Below are 19,101 nucleotides of genomic sequence, written 5' to 3' on the forward strand. Positions count from 1 at the left end.
TTTCATCCCGACACTCGCCTTCGGCAGAGTGCGGGGCTTTCACGGAGAAGCTAAATTTCAGGTTCTTAAGCTTGTACTAGTGCTAATAAATCTGCATCGCTTGACCGCATTCCCATAGATGATTTCAGATGCGTTTCTGGCGATCGCATGGCAAAGTGCGAAGATTTTTATGTAATTTTTAATTAAGTCTCTCTACTCTATCCAAGTAAGCCGGAGTTCATACTGGTGTTCGAGCCACGATGACTATTCATCAACATGAAACTTTGAACACAGACTGAAAAATAAAAATTGCTGTAGTGGCATTTTTATCGGCAATGTGTTTAGATAGATGGCGAAAGATTGAGAAATATTTCGTTTCCTGGACTTTCATTTATTGTTGGCATTCCTGGGAGGGAAGCGGCGAGTTTTTACAGCATTTCCAGATAGAGGGGTAGAGCCAATGTTTCTTCCGAATCAACGCCCAATTGCGCTTATTTCCGTTCATGGCGATCCTGCGATTGATATCGGCAAAGAGGAAGCGGGTGGTCAGAATGTCTATGTGCGCCATGTGGGAGAAGCACTAGCCCGGATGGGTTGGGACGTGACTCTGTTTACCCGTCGAGTCGCCGCTGACCAGGCTGAAGTGGTTGAACATCACCCCCACTGTCGGACGGTGCGCTTAACGGCTGGGCCCCAGACCTTTGTGCCACGAGATGAACTGTTTGAATACTTGCCGGAGTTTGTAGATGCATTCCTGAATTACCAGGAACGGATCAATCAAGGGTTTCCGATTGTGCATACGAATTACTGGCTATCGTCCTGGGTTGGTATGGAATTGCGACAGCGGCAGGCGATGCACCAAGTTCATACCTATCACTCTGTGGGCGCAGTGAAATATCAGGCCGTTGAGTCTATTCCGGCGATCGCCGAGGTACGGTTAGCAACAGAACGCCGCTGTCTGGAAACAGTGTCTTGTGTGGTGGCGACCAGTCCCCAAGAGGCGGAGCATTTACGCTCGTTGGTATCAACCCAGGGTGAAATTGTTGTGATTCCCTGCGGAACCGATATTGAGCGATTTGGGCATATCTCCCGTGCGGATGCGCGTACCCAACTCGGATTAGGCCAGGATGAGCGCATTGTCTTCTATGTGGGTCGCTTTGATCCGCGCAAAGGTATTGAAACCCTGGTGCGAGCCGTTGGGGAATCATGCGTGCGTGAGATTCCAAATCTACATTTGCTGATCGGGGGAGGCAGTCGTCCTGGACACAGCGATGGGCGAGAGCGCGATCGCATCGAAGCTATCGTGACAGAACTCGGTATCCAACCTCTGACAACGTTTACCGGACGCATTTCAGATAGCGATCTGGCATTGTACTATGCGGCGGCGGATGTGTGCGTTGTGCCTAGCCATTATGAACCCTTTGGCTTGGTTGCCATTGAGGCGATGGCGAGCTACACGCCAGTCGTTGCGAGTGATGTGGGCGGATTGCAGTTTACGGTGGTTCCTGATCAAACGGGATTGTTAGTTCCGCCTAAGGATGTGGAGGGATTTGCCCAGGCGATCGCCCACATTTTGAACCATCCCAGCAATGCCGATCGATTCGGGAAAACGGCACGCCATCGAGTTGTGGAGAAATTTAGCTGGGATGGGGTTGCAAACCAGCTTAGCCAACTCTATGGTGATTTATTGTCAAACCCATCATCGGTGTCTGCCGTTACGCCTGCGCCGATCCATCAGCTATCGGCTTAGCTGAGGGAATTGGAACTCAGATGGGATACCGAGGGAGCGATCGCCGACGTGTCGCGTGTTACCCAGTAGATTTTAATGGCTGAGTACAAGAAGGAATCAGAGCTATCTACATCTGCGTCGCCACGTAACGCTAGGTGATTTTATACGTGTAATTTCTGAGATGCTTGGAGGCTCTAATCCGCTAATGCTTAGTTTGAGGTGTGACTAGTATCACAGACACATTTCCCATAGGTACATATTTATACAAATTATGGGCATGTTGAGATCGCGTGCATGATGATGTCACGCTAAATCTGTTGGAACGATAATTTCTGAAGTCCTCAAGGCTAGTGATGGATAAGGTGTCGCCCGCTGTTTAAGCACCGGACATCAGTATCCTCATAGTTAGTCATCTCTTCTAGTCAGCCATCTTCTTGCGATCGCCCATTATCTTCCGTCCCGAAATGAGCGATCGCTTTTTTTCAGCCAGTTGCCAACATCGTCTTGATTTGTCTGTACTCCACCTATCTGTCTGTATCCGACCTATCAGTAGATACCTAGAACCATGTTGGATTTGATTCGGACGATTGTGTCGCCCAGCCAATATATTCCCCACGGGCATTGTTACCTATGGCAAACGCCCTTAGTGTGGCTGCATGTGGTCAGCGATGCATTGATTGCCATTGCCTACTTTTCGATTCCCACAATGCTGATTTACTTTGTGCGAAAGCGCAGTGACTTACCCTTTTCCAGAATCTTTTTGCTGTTCAGCGCATTCATCATTTTTTGTAGCCTAGGGCATTTACTAGATATTTGGACTCTGTGGCATCCGGCCTACTGGCTAACGGGGATCGAAAAAGCTTTGACGGCTTTTGTCTCGTGCTACACGGCTCTAAGACTGGTGGAACTGCTCCCGCAATTCCTGGCTCTCAAAAGCCCTGAGCAATTAGAAACAATTAACCGGGAACTTGAAGCCCAGATCGCAGAGCGACAGCGAACCGAAGAGATTCTAAGTACGATCGTTACAGGGACATCATCGGTGACCGGGAATGACTTCTTTGCCGCCCTGGTTGAGAATTTAGCCACAGCGTTAGATGTCACCTATGTTATGGCGTGTGAAATGGTAGAGGGTGACGATCGCAAGCTTCGTACCTTAGCGCTGTACGCCGAGGGAAAACTGGCGCCAAATAAAATAGAGTACGATCTGGGCGGCACTCCCTGTCAGGCTGCGCTAGAGGGGCGATCGCTATCCTTTTATCCCCAATGCCTCCAGCAGCACTTTCCCGACGCAGCGATTTTGAAAGATCTAAAGGCCGAAAGCTATGTAGGCGTGCCTCTGCTCGACGAAACCCACACCCCCATTGGTCAGTTGTGCATTCTAGACGTGAAACCGTTTGAACTGGATGACCGGACGAAAGCCTTACTTCAGGTGTTTGCCGCACGGGCGTCTGTCGAACTTCAGCGTAAATGGGCTGAAGAGGAGAAACGCCGCGCTTACGAAGAACTGGAATTGCGCGTGGAGGAACGTACAGCAGAGCTTGTCACGGCAAATCAAGCCTTAGAATTTGAAATTCAGGAGCGTACGGCTGCCGTTCATGCCTTACGAAAGAGTCAAGAGCAGTTTTCAAAGGCATTCCACGCGAATCCCATTGCTTGCTCAATTTCAACCCTAGATGAAGGCCGTTTTCTAGACGTTAACGCTAGCTTCCTCCGCTTTTTTGACTATCCTCGTGATGCGGTGATTAACAAAACGGCTGCCGAACTTAAGATTTGGGCGAATCTATCGGATCGCGATCGCCTCCTAACAACCTTGCAACAACAGCAGCATTCCGTGCAGCTTGATGTACCGTTTTGCACCCGGTCGGGCGACGTGCGCGAGGGAATGGCATCGTTTGAGCAAATCGATCTGAACGGCACTCCCTGTCTTCTGGGCATGATTTACGACATTACCGAGCGGAAGCAAGTCGAGCGTGAGCAACAACAGCAAATGCAGTTGGCGGCGCTCCGGGCTGAAGTGGGGGAAGCCTTGGCGAGCGGGGACTCGCTTCAGGAGATGCTGAATCAGTGTGTGATCGCCCTTTGCGAGCATCTAGATGCCGCCTTTGCCCGCATTTGGTTGCTGGATGAGGTGGATCAGGTGCTTGTCCTCAAAGCCAGTGCCGGACTGTACACCCATTTAGATGGTGCCCACGGTCGGATTGCGGTTGGCCAATGTAAGATCGGGCGCATTGCTCAAAATCGACAGCCCCACCTCACCAATCAGGTGCTTCAGGATCCTCACATCAGCGATCGCGCTTGGGCAGAACGGGAGGGAATGGTGGCATTTGCAGGCTATCCCCTCGTCTTGCAAGATAAGCTGCTGGGAGTGGTTGCCCTCTTTGCCCGCCATCCGTTATCTGAACGAGCAATTAAGGAAATTGCGTCCGTCGCTAGCACGATCGCCGTCGGTATCGTTCGCAAGTTGGCCGAAGATGCCTTATGTAAAACAAGCGAACGCGAACGGGCGGTGGCTCGTGTCCTGCAACGGATGCGAGAAACCCTGAACTTAGAAACCATTTTCCGGACAACTACCGCTGAATTACGTCAGGTCATGGAGTGCGATCGCACCCTGATCTACCGCTTTAATGCCGATTGGAGTGGGCAGGTCGTGGCAGAATCGGTGGGCGATCGCTGGAATATGCTGTTGCCCGTTTCGGACACTAACCCAAGCGTGACTAAAATGGCGGTGAGTCAGTCTGCTTGTATCGTGAAACAAATGGATGGTACGGAAGTGGTCATCCAAGATACCTATTTACAACAGTACGCCGGTGGCCCTTACCGCAAGGGCGGTAGTTACTGCTGTGTGACTGATATCTATGAACAAGACTTTGACACCTGTTATCTAGAACTGCTCGAATCCCTGCAAGCGAGAGCCTATCTGATTGTCCCCATTTTCTGTAAAGACCAACTTTGGGGCTTGCTTGCCAGTTATCAAAATGCGACGCCTCGACGATGGCAAGCGGGCGAAATCAAGATGATGTCCCAAGTTGGCAATCAATTGGGGGTTGCGGTGCAGCAGGTCGAACTCTTTATCCAAGTTCAAGAACAAGCTGAGGCACTGAAACGCGCCAAGGAACTGGCCGATACGGCGAACCAGGCAAAGAGTGAGTTTTTGGCCAATATGAGCCACGAACTGCGTACGCCGCTGAACGTAATTTTGGGGTTCACCCAACTGCTCAACCATGACGAAAGCCTAACGGATGAATACCAAGGCTACTTACGCACCATTAGCAGTAGCGGTGAACATTTGCTAGCCCTCATCAACGATATCCTGGAAATGTCGAAAATTGAGGCTGGAGCGCTCACGTTTAATGAGAGTACCTTCAACCTCCCCCATCTCTTAGAGGGACTGCACGATATGATGCATGTCCGCGCAACCTCCAAGGGGATCACCCTAGGGTTTGAGATTGCCGACGATCTGCCAGCCACCATCAAAACCGATGAAGGTAAACTGCGCCAAATTTTGATTAACCTGCTGGGCAACGCCATCAAATTTACCCAGCAAGGGAGCGTGATATTGCGTGCAACCGCGATTGCCAGATCCTCTGCAACGCTGGCTGCAAACCTGGAGGATCACCCTGTTACCCTCCAGTTTGAAGTTGCTGATACCGGGCCAGGCATGACCCCCCAAGAACTCCAGCAGCTCTTTCAACCCTTTAAGCAAACCCAGACCGGACTCAACAACGAAGGAACCGGACTGGGGCTAGCCATCAGCCAAAGGTATGCTCAAATGCTAGGCGGCAGCATTATGGTTCACAGCCAGCTAGGGCAAGGAAGCACCTTCTCCGTGCAAATCACAGCAACAGCGTTTGCACTGACCACCCTTCCCCCTCGGTCTTCGCGTCCTGAAGCTAAAGTAGTGGGTCTTGCCCCAAACCAGCCCAGCTATCGGATTCTGGTGGCGGAAGATCACCCTGCTAATCGGCTCTTATTAACCAAACTGCTATCTGGCGTTGGCTTTACAGTTCAGGACGCTGTTAATGGAGAAGAGGCGATCGCCCGTTGGCAACAGTGGCACCCCCACCTAATTTTCATGGATATGCGGATGCCTGTGTTGGATGGGCAGGAAACAACCCGACGCATTCGAGCCTTAGAACAACAGAGGGGCGATCGCGACATCGCCCACACAACGATCCTGGCACTCACGGCGAGCGCCTTCACCGAGCAACAAGACGTCATGAAAAACGCTGGGTGTGATGATGTCATTGGGAAGCCGTTTAATATTCAGGAGGTTTTTGGAAAAATTGCCCAATATCTTGGCGTGCACTATCAGTACCAAGAGGCGAGTCAAAGCAGCCAAGCCCAACCCCTGGCTCACACACCAGACGAGTACATCAGCTTACTACAGGCCATGCCGAGCGAATGGATTGAGCAAGTTCATCGAGCCGCTAGTGAAGCAGATGATGTGACTATCCTCTCTTTGCTTAGTAAGATTCCGCCAGAATATAATTCACTGACCAAATCGCTAAAAAATCTGGCTGACAATTTCTTGTTTGATAAGATCATCGCCATTGTTTCTCAGAATCATGGTTAGAACTTGGGAGTCTAATTATCCTGATATTACTTAGAGATCAGAGTCTAACTCTTTGTTTTTATGCTGTGATCAAACATCTACTTAATAGAAACTAAATTGAGTTATGGCAACGAAGGAGACTATTAAGATATACGGGGGATGGGGGCGAAGTTCCCTCCCAGGAGTTTCACCCCTGCACCCCGTCCTAAGCAACCCTTTGGTTCCTATATTGTCTTCTGAACTTGGACGGTGATACAACAAAACTTTATGGGTAACTCTGTGTTTTCTGAAGAAGGTCAAAACGATCAATCTACTTTATCAGCAGATATTTTAATTGTCGATGATGTTCCAGATAATATTCGCTTTCTTTCCAGTTTTTTAATTGAACATGGATATCGAGTTCGAAAGGCTGTGAATGGTCAGATGGCGTTAACAGCGATTCAAGCACTCAGACCGGATCTCATTTTGCTAGATGTAAATCTGCCTGATTTCAGTGGATATGAAATCTGTAGTCGTTTGAAGGATGATCAGACGACTCAATCAATTCCGATTATTTTTCTCAGTGCTGGAAATGAAACGGTTGATAAAGTAAAAGCCTTCAAGCTTGGTGCAGCAGACTACATCACGAAGCCTTTCTATCTTGAAGAGGTGCTTGCTCGGATTCAAACCCAGCTCACTATCCAGGGACTCCAAGCAGAGCTAGAGTCGCAAAATGTGCAGCTTAAAGATGCCTTAGAGGCATTGAAGATCTCCCAAGCTCACGTCGTACAACAGGAGAAAATGGCGACACTCAGAAAGGTCGTTGCTGGGGTAGCCCATGAGGTTAATAATCCCCTGAGTTTTATTGCCTGTAATGTGAAACCTGCCCAGGACTATATTCAAACGTTGACAACATTATTAGACCTTTATCAGCAGCACTATCCCGATCCAGATCCTGACATTCAAGATTATCTAGATACGATTGATCTAGAGTTTATATCTGCGGACGTGCAAAACATTATTCGCTCCATGGGAACGGGGGCAGAGCGTATTCGAGATGTGATTCTAGCGCTGCAACAGTTTATTCGTTTGGACGAAAAGGGTATCAAGCTGATCGATGTCCATGAAAGCATTAATAATACGCTTGTGTTTCTGCAAAATCGTTTAACTCTAAACGCAGGGGCGCTCGCCATTGAAATCCGTAAAACCTATGGCGAAATTCCTCCAATTCAATGCTATGCCGCTCAACTAAATCAGGCAATTTTTAATCTGCTCTGCAACGCCGTCGACGCGATTGAGGAAAAGCTCGTAAAGTTTCCGTCCAATGGGTTCCAACCCGTTATTACGATCACAACGCAGCAACTGGATGACCATAGGGTTTCTATTTGTATTCAAGATAATGGTATTGGGATTCCTGCTCAAAATCAGCTTTTGATTTTTGAACCTTTCTTTTCCACAAAGCAAGCAGGGCAGGGTGTTGGCTTAGGTCTGGCGACGAGTCGCAGCATTGTGGAAGAGGTGCATCGCGGCACATTGACCGTCCAATCTTCCCCTGAAATGGGAACAGAATTCCGAATAACGCTGCCTATTCAGGCTGTTAAAACATCCACTCTAACCCCACCCCAAGCTGCTTCTGGCTGATATCACTGCTGCTTTGAATCTGGAGTTCTGTTGCAATCCGAAGATCGGGGGCGATCGCATATCCGGTGCTAACGGTTGTGATGCCTAACTCATCCCCCTTACCGGGTGCAACCCAAACCTGACTGACGGATATGTCACTGGCTCCATTCCGCGATAAGGCTAGGGTGAGTCTCATACCCAACGTTAAGCCTGACACGTCTTCATCCGCTTGGTGAACCGATCGATAGCCCGCAACGGGGGCAAGATTGACGCGATCGCCAAGAGGACGCAAGTAATAGCGCAATTCTGCACCGTAGGACTGCGAATCATCACCATTCAAGGCTACGCGATAGTCGCCGCTGACCGTCAGGGAACTGTCCCCCCCAAACAAATCCTCAATTCCGATCCACCCTGTAGACGTATCTGGCTCTGCAAGGGAGTAGGCATACCCGACGCGTAGCCGTGGGCGAATCGTTGAATCGTGGCGAATATCGGTATCCAAATCGGGTACTTCGTCCAACCATCGCTGTAGGACGGGGCTTTCGTCAACCGTCTGGGAGTCTAGGTCAAGTTCATCTAGGCGTTGGGCCTGATCGGACACGGGGACTTCAGCGACGGGTTCTGCCAGTGGGGATGTTGCCACACCGAGCGCTAAAACGGCTAGAGTTGATAACATTCAGCTTCGCTCCCTCCAAACTCCTATCCAGCTTCTAGCGATCGCGCCGAGAAGACGATCGCTGAGCAATCACCCGTGAACCCAGCGCTGAAGCGGCAATGATCGCGACTAATGCCCAAATTGGCGATGCCGATGGCCGGGGGCTGGCATCGGCGTAGTCAAACAAGCTGGGTGGAGCGGGTGCGGTCGCAGGGGGGGCAGTCGTCATTGGCGATTGGGCCATGTCAACCTCGGATGAGGCGTTGGGTGAAGTGGCTTGAGTCGTCGGACGGGTTGAACTTGCAGTAAACAGAGGATCCATGAGGCGACTGAGAGCATATCCGCCGATTCCCAGCATGCCTAGCCACACTATGATCACGAGTCCGTAGGAGTAGCCCTTGACAACGCGGCTTGATGGTCGCTTCACAGGAACGGGCTGAGGGGGGGGACTGGGTTGGACGGAGCGCCGGAGTGGACGGGGATGTGGATCCGGAAGGGATGCCGTGTAAAACGCTTGAGAAAAGGCTTGAGATCTAGGTTCTGGTGCGATCGCCCGTGGCCTTGGCACAAGTGGCAAATTGACGCCTGTGTTTGGAAGGGGGGGAGGCGTTACCGATGGCGTTGTGGGTAAGGACTGCGCGACAAAAATGGGGGGTGTCATGCCTTGCGGAGCAGTCCAAACCGCCTGATAGGGTGACAGCAAGGATTGCGGAGGGGACGGAGCCGGATCGGGGAGGCGATATTCGGGCAGGAAATACTTCGCCCGTGCCGAGGGGGGCGCAGGTGTACCTGAATGCGGGGATTGGCTAACTAACCACTGACGGAAATGATCGTGGCGAGACATCGGTAATATACAGGGAACCCCATCCTAAATCCTGTGTTGATGCCCCTATGGTAACGTTAATCGAGCGATTTCAGTACGCAGGTGCAGCCAACCAAGAGACCGCCGCGCCCACCATCGAGCCAATCAAGACTTGCAGCGGGGTGTGGCCGAGGAGTTCCTTGAGACGCTCTTCGCTAAATTCGGAGCGATCGCTCAAGAGTTCGTCTACAAGCTGATTTAACCGTCGAGCGTGGAGTCCGGCGGCTTGGCGAATACCCATTGCATCGTACATGACGATAATGGCAAATACACAGGCGATCGCAAATTCGGTACTGGCCCATCCTGTCGTTTGCCCTACGCCACCCGCCAGAGCCGTCACCATGGCCGAGTGAGAACTGGGCATGCCGCCGGCCTCAATCATGGAGTGGATCCTAAATTTTCCTTGCAAGGCAAGTTCAATAAACGGTTTTAAGAATTGGGCTGTGAAACACGCCAGCACAGCGACAATCAGAACATGGTTATTAATGATTGTGAGAAAATCCTGCATGTTGCTTGGGGGAATGGGTCTCGATGGGTAGACGTTCGGCACATTAGTTTGTGCGTGCCACGATGTAGTCTGTAAGCGCTCTTAACGGCTGGGCGCGATCGCCAAAGGGATCAAGCTGAGCCTTAGCCGACGCAATCAACTGATCCGCCTGCCGCCTGGACTCCTCTAAGCCCCAGAGACTGGGATAGGTGGCCTTTTGCGCTACGAGGTCTTTACCTGCGGTTTTCCCCAACTCTTCGGGTGTTGCCGTAATGTCTAGGATGTCGTCAATAATTTGGAAGGCCAGACCGATATTTTGAGCGTACTCCGACAATCGGTTGAGGGTGGCCTCATCAGCTCCGGCGAGGATAGCCCCACACACCACCGAGGCTTCGAGCAAGGCTCCAGTTTTGTGACGGTGAATGTAGGTCAGCGTATCGACCGTAACATCAGGCTTTCCTTCCGATTGCAGATCTAGCACCTGACCACCGACTAACCCTTCTGCGCCGACGGCTCGACCGAGCCACGCAATCACACTCAGCACCCGCTCTGCCGGAACGTCCTTGGTTTGGCGGGCGATGAACTCGAATGCGTAGGTGAGTAGACCATCTCCGGCCAGGATGGCAATATCTTCGCCATATACCTTATGGTTAGTCAGCCGACCGCGCCGATAGTCATCATTATCCATCGCCGGAAGATCGTCGTGGATGAGCGACATCGTATGCACCATTTCCATCGCACAGGCCGTGGGCATAGCAGACTCCAGCGTTCCGCCCGTTAGCTCACAGGTGGCGAGACACAGAATGGGACGCAACCGCTTTCCGCCCGCCATCAGCGAGTAGCGCATGGCTTCGTAAATGGTTTCGGGATAGGTCACCGTGATGGATTGATCCAGCGCGGCCTCGACTAGCACTTTGCGTTCGCTGAGATAGGCGGCGAGATCAAAATTAGGTTTTGAGCGTGCTTCGTCCGTCATGACCATCTTGCGTTGTTACACTCCTCTTACACTCTGGCGATAACTCAATACGGTGTTGTGTAGCAGCATGGCAACAGTCATGGGGCCAACCCCACCCGGAACGGGAGTGATCCAAGCTGCCGTTTTTGCCACTGTTTCAAATTCTACGTCGCCAACGAGCCGTCCTTTACCATCGGGGGTGGAAATTCGATTAATGCCCACGTCGATGACGACACTGCCCGGTTTCACCATATCAGCCGTGACTAATCCAGGGCGACCCACCGCTGCGATCAGAATATCAGCATCTTGGGTGACTGCTTTCAGATCGGGGGTGCGCGAGTGGGCGATCGTGACGGTCGCGTTTTCGGCCAGCATCATTAAGGCTAAGGGTTTACCCACTAAGATGCTGCGTCCCAGGACGACCACTTTTTTGCCTGCAATTTGGAGGTCATAGTCTGCCATGAGGCGCATAACGCCTGCGGGGGTGCAGCTTCGCAGTCCAGCCTCGCCGCGTACCAAACGGCCTAAGTTAACGGGATGCAGACCGTCGGCATCTTTATCTGGGTGGATGCGGTTGAGGAGGGCGACGCTATCAAGGTGATCGGGCAAGGGAAGCTGAATCAGGATGCCGTCTACCCGTTCGTCTTGATTGAGTTCATCAATAACGCCCATAAGCTCGTCTTGGGACGTTTGGGTTGGGAAATGCTTACCAAAGGAGGCAATGCCCACTTTGTCGCAGGCTCGCTCTTTATTGCGGACGTAGGCGGCACTGGCGGGGTTGTCGCCCACCATCAGAACGGCCAGACCGGGCGATCGCCCCACGTTCGGTTCGATCTGCTGAATGTGATGTGCGAGTTCGGAGTGGATGCGTTCGGCTAACGCTTTGCCATCAAGTAAACCTGCCATGTTCGACCCCAGATAGACGTTACTGCGCTGGCTAGAGGTAGAGACCGTCTGGTATCCAAGTTTTCCAGAGGATCTAGGGAAGTCATTGTTTCAAGCCAAGGCACAATGCCGACTCGAAGCAAAACCTGCGATTATGTGCAAAAGCGTGGCGATCGCCAGTGCACACGCGCATACTCTTCATAGTCTCTCAGATTTCGGCAACGGCCTCATGAACTTTTCGCGGAAATGAAATGATAGGTTATGGCCAGTGGAATCCATGACGGTCATGAAACGGTTATCCAATCTATCCCTTTGGGCGCGTACGGGAGTTCTCTTGGGAGGACTAACCGTCGTTGGCGGGTTGCTAGTGGCCTATCGTCCCCTAGCCTTGGATATTCGGCTCCAAACCATCGTGCGCCAACCGACGCCGATCCAGCGGATTCAGCAGCATCAGGGAATGCGCTTAACGGGAACAACGGTCTTAGTTGAGGGGGAGGTGGGCGATCGCGCTCCCTTTATCGATTTTGAACTGTACGAACTGCGTCAGGATACCGACAGCCTTTGGGTGATGACCCGTGAACCAGGGGCGGAAACGGGCGATCGCCTCCGGGTGCGGGGACGAATTCAGGCGGAAACGATCGAGCACAATGGAACCACCACGATAGACTACTACCTGCTTGAACATCGGCGGTATGAAGAGTAATCTGCCTCGCGGAAACGGGCGATCGCTTCCATCGCACTCTAAAATAATGATGGTCTTTTTATCGATGGAACGTTCTCGACTTTCATGACGCATCCCACGGATATCGCCACCTTGGCACGCTGGATGGCTGCCGACTTTAGCAATCAAGAACAGGCCTTTGCTAACCCTCCGTTTTTTGCCCACATCCGCGTGTGTATGCGCCCGTTGCCCAATCCTGCTGTCCCGGGTGTCAATTTTTTGGTCGAGCAAGCCTACGACTTTATGTTGAATTCGCCCTATCGCATTCGGGTGCTCAATCTCGTCAATACGGGCGATCGCCTTGAGATTGAAAACTACAATCTCAAAGACGAGAAGGATTTCTACGGTGCGTCCCGGGATCTGGCTCGGCTCAGCCAACTAACGCGCGATCGCCTGGAAAAAATGCCGGGGTGCAACATGGTCGTAGACTGGACCGGCAGCAGCTTTCGGGGCATGGTGCAGCCGGGAAAGGCGTGTATGGTTGAGCGCAAAGGCCAAATGACCTATCTAGACAGTGAATTTGAAATTAACGACGTGCTGTTTACCAGTCTTGACCGGGGACGCGATCCCCAAACCGATGAGCAAGTCTGGGGTTCGGTAGCGGGGCCGTTTGAGTTTGTGCGTTGGCAGAGTTTTGCGGATGAAATTACCGTTTAGGCTTGCCTGGGACGTTCCTGTATAAAGTGGGAATACTGAAGGCAAATCCCAGATTCGAGACGAGCCATCCCAATCATGTGGCGCAGGTTTAAAAACATTGCCGTTAGTCTTCACTCCTACAGTGCCCTCAGCCCTGACTTGCAAATGCGGCAGCGGGTGAATCAGCAATTGCGCGATCGCCCTGCGTTAGAAGTGGATGAATGGTGCAAAAGCTTTCATCCTGCTTCAGAAACAACTCACGCGATCGCCGCCTTTGCCTACGAAACCCTAGCCCAGTATTCCGGCCTCGATTTTTCCAGAGTCCGACCGGAGGATCGCTTAGAGGCGGATCTATTCTGGTCACAGGTGTGCTGGTTTGATTGGGATTTGCAACTTTGCGATGATTTTTGTGAACAGTTTGATCAAGATCTGAGCGATCGCTTCTACGACTTCGATCCGGTGACAGTCGCCGATCTCATTCACTTTTTTGACCATCCAGCTTAAGCCGTGTTGGATGGGTATTACAACTCTGTAAAGTGATAAATCACAATTCCGGTTTCTAGATCGTTAGCAACCTGCACATATCCCATTTTCACCATCTGCTTCAGGGTCTCCTCCACATCCCCAAAGCTCATTTCGGTATCCAGTACCGCCTGGGTCACCGAAATCGTCCCTTCCCGCTGCTGAGCGGCTTTCAAAAGCTTCAGCATTTTCTCTTCTTCGGTAGGAGGGGCGGGTACATCCACCACCTGCTGTACCGTGGCGTGTTGGGCTAAGGGATGGCCATAGGGTGACAGTCCCAGGCGAAGCTGTTGCTTCAAATTATGCTCTTCTACCATGCCGGGAATAAAAAATAAATCCAGCACTTGCCCAATGCCAAACACGCCCCAGGTACAGAACCACAGCAGACCAGAGGCATACTTCTTGTTATAGAAGCGGTGGAGACCCGCCACGGGTAAAACAAACGCAACCACCCAGAGCAGATAGGAGGTATCCACTCGGTTGGGCTGATAGAGGGTAATCGCCTTCGATTGGGATGGGCGGGTGGTAGTAGCCATAGGTGCTGTGGAGGTTAAGTAATGAAGTGCGCCAAGGACAATCACTAAAATTATAGAAACTGGCTCTCGCGATCGTCACAGGATGTGTAGGAGTGTCAAGTTCACAAGGGGCAAACTGCACGGGCGATCGCCGGAACATTTACAGAACGGAAGCCGACGTAGATCTCGATTTCACAGACCTAAAATCAAAGTCTGCGTCATGATCAAGGCAGTTGGAGTGAGGAGGTTTCTATGAACATCGCTTGGAAACGGCTGCTGTTGTGCAGTGGACTCATGTCCGTTGGAGGCTTGACTATTCCGGCGATCGCCACGGCAGAAATGTTCCCGGAATCTCATCTCCCCCAATCGGAATTGAGCGTGACCGTACCGGAGGAAGGGGCGATCGCCTCTCCCGTTTCAGGACAGGCTGAAGACCGAATCGTTGCGGACGCCATCACCTTAACGCCCCTTCCTGACGTGTCGCCGCCCGTTGATCTTGCCCAGACTGCCGACGCACCCCAGGCTGAATCTGTACCTGCCCCAGATGCCCCTCAATCCTCGGATACGCCAACAGATGTTGATGCGCCGGATTCGGAGCCAGAGCATGACACTCCAACCGAGACTGAACCCAGCGCAGAAACGCCCCAACCGACCCGTTCTGAGCCTGAATCAACAGCCTCCGATTCATCGGAAGATTCCGGATCTGAATCCGAGCAACCTACATCTGAGCAATCTACGGGTGACGATCCACTCTCCGAAGAGTCACCTGAGGCATCTGAGAACACATCTGAGGATGAACTAACACCTGAAGAACAAGCCGAAGAACAGGCCGAGGCTGCCCGTCTTCAATTGCTCATTCAGGGCGATCGCCTGTATCTAGAGGGCAAAATCACCGAGGCCGAAGCCATTTATCGGCAGGCCAAGCCTCCTCTGGATCCCAACGGAATTTTGGCGATTCGCGAAGGTGTCACGACCCAAGAGGACGAAACGACCGAACCAGAGGCCAACGATGGCTCCAATAGTCTGGAAGTTGGCATTCATACTTCCACACCAGCATCAACGAGTACCCAAGAACCCTACGACGATCCGGTGCTGTTGCCCCCTGCCGGAAGCGTCTATTGGCGCGAAGCGCAGGAGGGGCGCGAAACCCAATCCATTCCCCGCACCCTCGTGGCCCTGAAGCTGCTAACGGAGCAATATCCTGAATTTATTCCCGGACATACCCTCTACGCTCAGGTTTTGCGGGAGCAGGAGCAGTATGAAGACGCGGCAGAAGTGCTTGAACGTGCCACATCGATTTATCCCGATCGCATCGATTTAGCTACGGCTCGCATCCGCATCCTGGAAACTGACGAAAATTGGCTTCAGGCGTCTCTAGCGGCGCGGCAGTTTGCGACCTTTAATCCCGATCATCCTGAAGCAGCGGCCATGATTGAACGGGCGGATGAAGATCTGGATCGCTTCCGTCGCCAAATCCGCAATCGAATTACCAACAATACAATCGCCAATGTGATTACTGGTGCCATCTCCTACGCCGCGACGGGAACTCTAATCGGCCCGTTAACGGCACTGGATAGTGCGCTTTTGCTCCTGCGTGGGGAATCCGGTGTGGGCGAGGCAGCAGCTAATTCGGCGATCGCCCGCTTGGACATGATTGACGATCCAGAGGTGACCGATTACGTCAACGGCATTGGTCAAAAGTTAGCCGCCCTGGCCGGACGGGACGAGTTTGAATACGAGTTCTACGTGATCAACGATGACTCGATCAACGCCTTTGCCCTTCCGGGGGGCAAGATTTTTGTTAACTCCGGAGCGATCATGCAAACGGATTCCGAGGCACAGCTCGCCGGATTGTTGGCGCACGAACTCTCCCATGCGGTGCTGTCCCACGGGTTTCAAATGGTGACCACAGGGAACATGACCTCTAGCCTGTTGCTGAATGTACCCAATGGGGATTTGCTGAATGCGCTCACGATTTTGGACTACAGCCGCGACATGGAACGGCAGGCGGACGACTTAGGCACCCGCATCCTGGCCTCTGCGGGATATGCCGCCGATGGACTGTACTACCTGATGGTGAAACTAGATGAGGAAAATGGGCGCGGTGGCTGGTCGTGGTTGTCGTCCCACCCGGCCACCATCGAGCGAGTTCAAAACATTGCCGCTCAGGTGCAAGACAATGGCTACAACCGCTATGCCTACGAAGGGTTTGAGCGCCACCAGCAGATTCAAGCTCGGCTAGAGGAATTACTGGAGGCGGAGAAGGAAGAAGAGGCGGATAGCGATGAGACCCGGGAGACGGAGGAAACAACCGAAGAGTTGAGCAACCCCAATCAAACCCAGGGCGATCGCTACCAGTTGTCAGTCGAGTAACACCTAAGCTGTCTCCTATCGGTGCGCTTTGAAGCTCTTCCAGTAGTATGGAACTATGGATGACATTCACGGAAAGAACGCCCAATGGCAGGACAGCTTTTGCTCGTAGATGATGAACCCGGTTTGCGGGAGGCCGTGCAAGCCTATTTGGAAGACAGCGGCTATACCGTCCACACCGCCAGCAACGCCAAGGAGGGCTGGGAACTGCTGCAGCAAACCTTGCCTGATCTCGTGATCTCCGACATCATGATGCCCCAAGTGGATGGCTACCAGTTCTTGAAGCAGATGCGCGAAGATTCCCGTTTTGAAGCGCTTCCGGTGGTGTTCCTCACGGCACGGGGCATGACGAGCGATCGCATTCAGGGCTACAAGGCGGGGTGTGATGCCTATATTTCGAAGCCCTTTGACCCGGATGAGCTAGTCGTCGTCGTGAATAATCTCCTGGAACGACGGGCAGCGGTCACAAAATCGGCTACAGGCGACGGAGAAACACCAGATATTGCCGACATGGCGCGCCAAATTGCTGAGATCCGGGCTTTACTGACCCAGCGAGGCGCAATTACCCAAACCCCCAGCCCGATTAAGATTGACTTTACGCCTCGTGAGCAAAGTGTCTTGGAACTAGTTGCTGAAGGACTCATGAATAAAGAAATTGCCAGTCGCTTGAATACTAGCGTCCGCAATGTTGAGAAATATGTCAGTCGGCTGTTCAGCAAAACCGGAACGAACAGCCGCACGGAACTGGTGCGCTATGCGCTAGAACATGGCCTGACTCGATAAGCCGTCATGGCTCGGAGTTGAGGTAGCACTATTTCCAGAACCCCTCCCAACCTCCCCTACCCTGCGGGAAGCCGCTTCGCGTCTAGAGCAAGGGGAGGTGCCGTCAGGCGGTGGGGTTAAGTGACACCTTACAGCCAGATCTGCGACTTCTCGGATGGGGGGCAACGCAACTGTCGTGGTGCAATCCAGAAGTTGCAGATCTCTGGAATAAAGCCGATCGCTCTTCCGCTTTACTAAACGCGTTTGAGCAAACTCAGACCGTGGGTATCGGTGCCGCAGGTGTTGAGCAATCCGTAGCGATCGCTCAAATTTTTAACGTCTACCGTCTGCTTAGGGCTAGGCGTCCAGGGATCGGGATTGTTGTAGGCATAGTAGGTTTCAACACCATCAATGCCTAACTCTACCGCTCGGGCGATCAACTCGTCGGGCGATCGCCGATAGCGAGCCGGATGAGCCAGCACCGTCACTGCCCCTGCGGCATGGGCGGCCTCAATCACACTGGCCGCACTGTAGTACTGACCTGTCGGCGTTGTGCTTTGCAAGTAGGGCTTCAGTTCGATCGCGTGGGGATTAAACCCGTAGCACAGGATATGCACCTCATCGTCCATGAGTCCTGCTGAGATTTCTACACCCGTCCACAGGTGCGGTAGCGATCGGTCTTCAGAGGGTCGGCGTTCCTGGGCATAGGCTTCACCGTGGGTTTCCAGCCACCGCTGCGCCCGATGAAATCCTTTGGTGGAATGGTGATCGGTAATGGCCAATCCGCGTAGGCCAATATCCACGGCTTGCTCCATCAACTGCTCTGGATTCAAGCGACCGTCCGAACAGGTCGTATGCATGTGGAAGTTGTACTGTCTGGGGCAACTGATGGCGGATACAGATGCAAAGACCCGACGCAGCGCGTGAGTATCTTGCGTAGCGGGAATAAATGATTCAGAGGCCTGCACGAAGGAAGTAGTCATGGTTGAGTGGAGATGGAGATAGGGTCAGGCTAGGATCGCTCCTACTATACCTAACTTAACGTGCGATCGACAGGGGTGGATCGAACATGGAGCGCTGCGAACTCGGCTCTGGCTCAGATGCAGGATTCATCAGACCAAGTTTGGTGACCGCGCCCAGGCTGACAGCGAAACTGCAGACCTGCTTTCCCGATCGTCCACTGGTCATTGTGCTTCTGAATATCCAACCGATAGCGCATTCCGGCGACGGAATCATCCAGAATTCCCCCAGCGGTCACCGTCACCATCACCTGCTCCGGCGATTCCACGTTTTCCCCGGTGAGCATTTCAATATCCACCGGAGCGCCAGGGTTGAGGTTGGCGTTGTCAATGGCTAAGGCGAGGGGGTCGGATCCAGTGCGCTTGGCCGCGGGAATTTGATCCAGAATATTGACATGGCCCACCAGCGTATCCGAGTTGCGCCACACATTGGCCATGATCGAGTCTGCTTGCAACAGTTCCGGATCCATCGCCTCGATTTGCTGTTGGAGGAGCCAGAGGGCTCGATCCTGGTGGGGCAAACCTTTGTAATATCGCGCCACATTAATCAGTACCATGGAGGGTGGAGTCACCTGAGCCAGTGCCAAGGATGTCAGTCCCCAGGGTAGGGTAGCCAGGAGGCTACCTAGAACGAGGAAGAATAAAGCGTTGGGTTTATGGTGCATTGGCATAGGAGGGGGCTTCTGGTGTAAAGGGTGGTGGTTTCAGGATGCGTCAGGATCTCGGGGAGATGCAAGCCAGGGACAAGTGCTTTGTCAAAATATAATTTTAGGGTTACCCTGGGCTCGTAGTCGGCGCTTTAGCTTCTCCGTGAAAGCCCCGCACTCTGCCGAAGGCGAGTGTCGGGATGAAA

The 19,101-nt window shown here is 52.5% G+C and carries 16 protein-coding genes; 8 read left to right on the top strand and 8 right to left on the bottom strand.

The window, feature by feature from the left end:
* Positions 1-439 precede the first annotated feature (439 nt).
* The 3 genes from IGR76_03805 (at position 440) to IGR76_03815 (ending at position 7,880) form a co-directional block, all read left to right on the top strand.
* Positions 440-1,729 carry a glycosyltransferase gene (locus IGR76_03805; GenBank protein ID MBF2077648.1) on the top strand — a complete coding sequence of 430 codons (1,290 nt, stop codon included), beginning with the start codon at positions 440-442 and terminating at the stop codon, positions 1,727-1,729.
* 544 nt (positions 1,730-2,273) lie between these two features.
* A complete protein-coding gene (locus tag IGR76_03810; GenBank protein MBF2077649.1) occupies positions 2,274-6,281 on the top strand; it encodes a GAF domain-containing protein in 4,008 nt (1,335 codons plus the stop codon).
* A gap of 246 nt (positions 6,282-6,527) precedes the next feature.
* Positions 6,528-7,880, top strand: a complete 1,353-nt coding sequence (locus IGR76_03815; protein MBF2077650.1) for a response regulator — start codon at positions 6,528-6,530, stop codon at positions 7,878-7,880.
* Here IGR76_03815 and IGR76_03820 read toward each other — a convergent pair.
* The 5 genes from IGR76_03820 to folD form a co-directional block, all read right to left on the bottom strand.
* A complete protein-coding gene (locus IGR76_03820; GenBank protein ID MBF2077651.1) occupies positions 7,837-8,535 on the bottom strand; it encodes a hypothetical protein in 699 nt (232 codons plus the stop codon). The genes IGR76_03815 and IGR76_03820 overlap by 44 nt on opposite strands.
* 34 nt (positions 8,536-8,569) lie before the next feature.
* Positions 8,570-9,358 carry a hypothetical protein gene (locus IGR76_03825; protein ID MBF2077652.1) on the bottom strand — a complete coding sequence of 263 codons (789 nt, stop codon included), beginning with the start codon at positions 9,356-9,358 and terminating at the stop codon, positions 8,570-8,572.
* 70 nt (positions 9,359-9,428) lie between these two features.
* Positions 9,429-9,884, bottom strand: a complete 456-nt coding sequence (locus tag IGR76_03830) for a divergent PAP2 family protein (protein MBF2077653.1) — start codon at positions 9,882-9,884, stop codon at positions 9,429-9,431.
* Positions 9,885-9,927: 43 nt separating this feature from the next.
* A complete protein-coding gene (locus IGR76_03835) occupies positions 9,928-10,845 on the bottom strand; it encodes a polyprenyl synthetase family protein (protein MBF2077654.1) in 918 nt (305 codons plus the stop codon).
* Between the two features lie 9 nt (positions 10,846-10,854).
* Entirely contained in the window at positions 10,855-11,736 is an 882-nt protein-coding gene (gene folD, locus IGR76_03840) for a bifunctional methylenetetrahydrofolate dehydrogenase/methenyltetrahydrofolate cyclohydrolase FolD (GenBank protein MBF2077655.1), read from the bottom strand.
* Positions 11,737-11,989: 253 nt separating this feature from the next.
* Between folD and IGR76_03845 the strand changes: the two genes are divergently transcribed.
* The 3 genes from IGR76_03845 (at position 11,990) to IGR76_03855 (ending at position 13,564) form a co-directional block, all read left to right on the top strand.
* Complete coding sequence (locus tag IGR76_03845) at positions 11,990-12,406, top strand: hypothetical protein (protein ID MBF2077656.1); 417 nt, start codon at positions 11,990-11,992, stop codon at positions 12,404-12,406.
* An 84-nt stretch (positions 12,407-12,490) separates the two neighbouring features.
* Complete coding sequence (locus tag IGR76_03850) at positions 12,491-13,081, top strand: chromophore lyase CpcT/CpeT (protein MBF2077657.1); 591 nt, start codon at positions 12,491-12,493, stop codon at positions 13,079-13,081.
* Positions 13,082-13,156: 75 nt separating this feature from the next.
* Positions 13,157-13,564, top strand: coding sequence for a hypothetical protein (locus IGR76_03855; protein MBF2077658.1), 408 nt, complete (start codon positions 13,157-13,159; stop codon positions 13,562-13,564).
* Positions 13,565-13,581: 17 nt separating this feature from the next.
* On the opposite strand, the gene IGR76_03860 is transcribed toward IGR76_03855, so the two are convergent.
* Positions 13,582-14,118 carry an NINE protein gene (locus tag IGR76_03860; protein ID MBF2077659.1) on the bottom strand — a complete coding sequence of 179 codons (537 nt, stop codon included), beginning with the start codon at positions 14,116-14,118 and terminating at the stop codon, positions 13,582-13,584.
* 231 nt (positions 14,119-14,349) lie between these two features.
* On the opposite strand from IGR76_03860, the gene IGR76_03865 reads away from it, so the two are divergent.
* Positions 14,350-16,470: a M48 family metalloprotease gene (locus IGR76_03865; protein MBF2077660.1), complete on the top strand. Its 2,121-nt coding sequence runs from the start codon at positions 14,350-14,352 to the stop codon at positions 16,468-16,470.
* Between the two features lie 84 nt (positions 16,471-16,554).
* Positions 16,555-17,250 (top strand): response regulator transcription factor, encoded by a 696-nt coding sequence (locus IGR76_03870; protein MBF2077661.1) that lies wholly within the window; start codon positions 16,555-16,557, stop codon positions 17,248-17,250.
* Between the two features lie 233 nt (positions 17,251-17,483).
* Here the strand turns inward: IGR76_03870 and IGR76_03875 are convergent, their stop codons facing one another.
* Positions 17,484-18,212 carry a PHP domain-containing protein gene (locus IGR76_03875; GenBank protein MBF2077662.1) on the bottom strand — a complete coding sequence of 243 codons (729 nt, stop codon included), beginning with the start codon at positions 18,210-18,212 and terminating at the stop codon, positions 17,484-17,486.
* Between the two features lie 113 nt (positions 18,213-18,325).
* A complete protein-coding gene (locus IGR76_03880) occupies positions 18,326-18,919 on the bottom strand; it encodes a hypothetical protein (GenBank protein MBF2077663.1) in 594 nt (197 codons plus the stop codon).
* Between the last annotated feature and the right edge of the window lie 182 nt (positions 18,920-19,101).

The sequence above is a fragment of the Synechococcales cyanobacterium T60_A2020_003 genome, from assembly GCA_015272205.1.
Classification (GTDB): domain Bacteria; phylum Cyanobacteriota; class Cyanobacteriia; order RECH01; family RECH01; genus JACYMB01.

Excerpts from the sequence above, each read along its gene's own strand:
- IGR76_03875 (MBF2077662.1), bottom strand. The coding sequence starts at position 18,212 with ATGACTACTTCCTTCGTGCAGGCCTCTGAATCATTTATTCCCGCTACG.
- IGR76_03830 (MBF2077653.1), bottom strand. The coding sequence starts at position 9,884 with ATGCAGGATTTTCTCACAATCATTAATAACCATGTTCTGATTGTCGCT.
- IGR76_03865 (MBF2077660.1), top strand. The coding sequence starts at position 14,350 with ATGAACATCGCTTGGAAACGGCTGCTGTTGTGCAGTGGACTCATGTCC.
- IGR76_03820 (MBF2077651.1), bottom strand. The coding sequence starts at position 8,535 with ATGTTATCAACTCTAGCCGTTTTAGCGCTCGGTGTGGCAACATCCCCA.
- IGR76_03835 (MBF2077654.1), bottom strand. The coding sequence starts at position 10,845 with ATGGTCATGACGGACGAAGCACGCTCAAAACCTAATTTTGATCTCGCC.
- IGR76_03845 (MBF2077656.1), top strand. The coding sequence starts at position 11,990 with ATGAAACGGTTATCCAATCTATCCCTTTGGGCGCGTACGGGAGTTCTC.
- IGR76_03815 (MBF2077650.1), top strand. The coding sequence starts at position 6,528 with ATGGGTAACTCTGTGTTTTCTGAAGAAGGTCAAAACGATCAATCTACT.
- IGR76_03860 (MBF2077659.1), bottom strand. The coding sequence starts at position 14,118 with ATGGCTACTACCACCCGCCCATCCCAATCGAAGGCGATTACCCTCTAT.
- IGR76_03805 (MBF2077648.1), top strand. The coding sequence starts at position 440 with ATGTTTCTTCCGAATCAACGCCCAATTGCGCTTATTTCCGTTCATGGC.
- IGR76_03880 (MBF2077663.1), bottom strand. The coding sequence starts at position 18,919 with ATGCCAATGCACCATAAACCCAACGCTTTATTCTTCCTCGTTCTAGGT.
- IGR76_03870 (MBF2077661.1), top strand. The coding sequence starts at position 16,555 with ATGGCAGGACAGCTTTTGCTCGTAGATGATGAACCCGGTTTGCGGGAG.
- IGR76_03825 (MBF2077652.1), bottom strand. The coding sequence starts at position 9,358 with ATGTCTCGCCACGATCATTTCCGTCAGTGGTTAGTTAGCCAATCCCCG.
- IGR76_03850 (MBF2077657.1), top strand. The coding sequence starts at position 12,491 with ATGACGCATCCCACGGATATCGCCACCTTGGCACGCTGGATGGCTGCC.
- IGR76_03810 (MBF2077649.1), top strand. The coding sequence starts at position 2,274 with ATGTTGGATTTGATTCGGACGATTGTGTCGCCCAGCCAATATATTCCC.
- IGR76_03855 (MBF2077658.1), top strand. The coding sequence starts at position 13,157 with ATGTGGCGCAGGTTTAAAAACATTGCCGTTAGTCTTCACTCCTACAGT.